The sequence below is a fragment of the Alcanivorax sp. HI0044 genome, from assembly GCF_001634945.1.
Genome location: NZ_LWEZ01000004.1, coordinates 1 through 1,266, shown reverse-complemented (window position 1 = coordinate 1,266; position 1,266 = coordinate 1). Strand labels below are relative to the sequence as shown.

Here is a 1,266-nt window from a genome sequence, read left to right as displayed (position 1 = left end):
GGCTTTTACCTTCAACAGGTTGGACGCATTCATGGAGAGCACGTCCACGCCCATGGCCATCAATAACAGGGCCGCACTGGGCTCCCCTGCCATCTCCCCGCAGACCGACACCGGCGTATCTTCTTCGCGGGCCTGCTCCACCACATGCAGCAGGGCATGCAGCACCGCCGGGTGATAGGAATTATAAAGCGCCGCCACCTGGCGGTTGTTGCGGTCCACCGCCAGCAGGTATTGCGTCAGATCGTTGGTCCCTACAGAAAGAAAGTCTACCCGCTGGGCCAGGGCGCGGGCCTGATACACCGACGCCGGCACTTCGATCATCACTCCCACCGGCGGCATGGGCACATCCAGCCCTTCATCGCGCACTTCCAGCCAGGCACGGTGGATCAGATGCTGGGCCTCTTCTGCTTCGAACACACTGGTAATCATGGGCAGCATGATGCGTAGATTGTTCAGTCCTTCACTGGCCTTGATCATGGCGCGCACCTGCACCATGAAAATTTCCGGGTGGTCCAGGGTGACACGGATACCCCGCCAGCCCAGGAAAGGGTTTTCTTCCTCTATGGGGAAGTAACTCAGGGATTTATCACCACCGATATCCAGGGTGCGCATGGTGACCGAATGCGGAGCAAACGCCGCCAGCTGCTCGCGATAAATCACTCGCTGTTCTTCTTCCGACGGGAACCGGTCGCGCACCATGAACGGAATCTCCGTGCGGTACAGCCCCACCCCTTCGGCACCCCGTTCCAGTGACCGGTTGATATCGGTCATCAGGCCGGTATTCACCTGCAACTTGATCCTCGTGCCATCCAGCGTTTGCGCCGGTTCGTCACGCAGCTTTTCCAGCCCGGCCTGAAGACTCTCTTCCTCGGCAATGATTTCCTGGAACTGTTGTTTGAGCTCCGGGGAGGCATTGGCCACCACCCGGCCACGGAAACCATCGACGATGATTTCCTTGTCGTCCATTTGTTTGAGCGGCAGATTCTGCGCCCCCACCACGGTGGGGATACCCATGGCCCGCGCCACAATGGCCATGTGCGAATTCCGTGACCCGCGTGTGGTAACAATGCCACGCACCCGTTCACGGGGTACTTCCATCAGCATGGGCGCAGAAATATCTTCGCCGAGCAGAATGCACTCGTCCGGAAAAATCACATGACGCCGGGTCTGGCTCTGCAGCTGAGCCAGCACCCGACGGCCCAGGTCACGCACATCCGCCGCCCGTTCACGCAGGTAGGGGTCATCCATCATTTCGAAATTGCGCAC

1 protein-coding gene is annotated in these 1,266 nt (G+C 59.5%); it reads right to left on the bottom strand.

All coding sequences use genetic code 11. The features are described 5' to 3' along the window. Positions 1–1,266: phosphoenolpyruvate--protein phosphotransferase (gene ptsP / locus A3730_RS00065; protein ID WP_063537180.1), on the bottom strand; the 1,266-nt coding region annotated here is incomplete at both ends.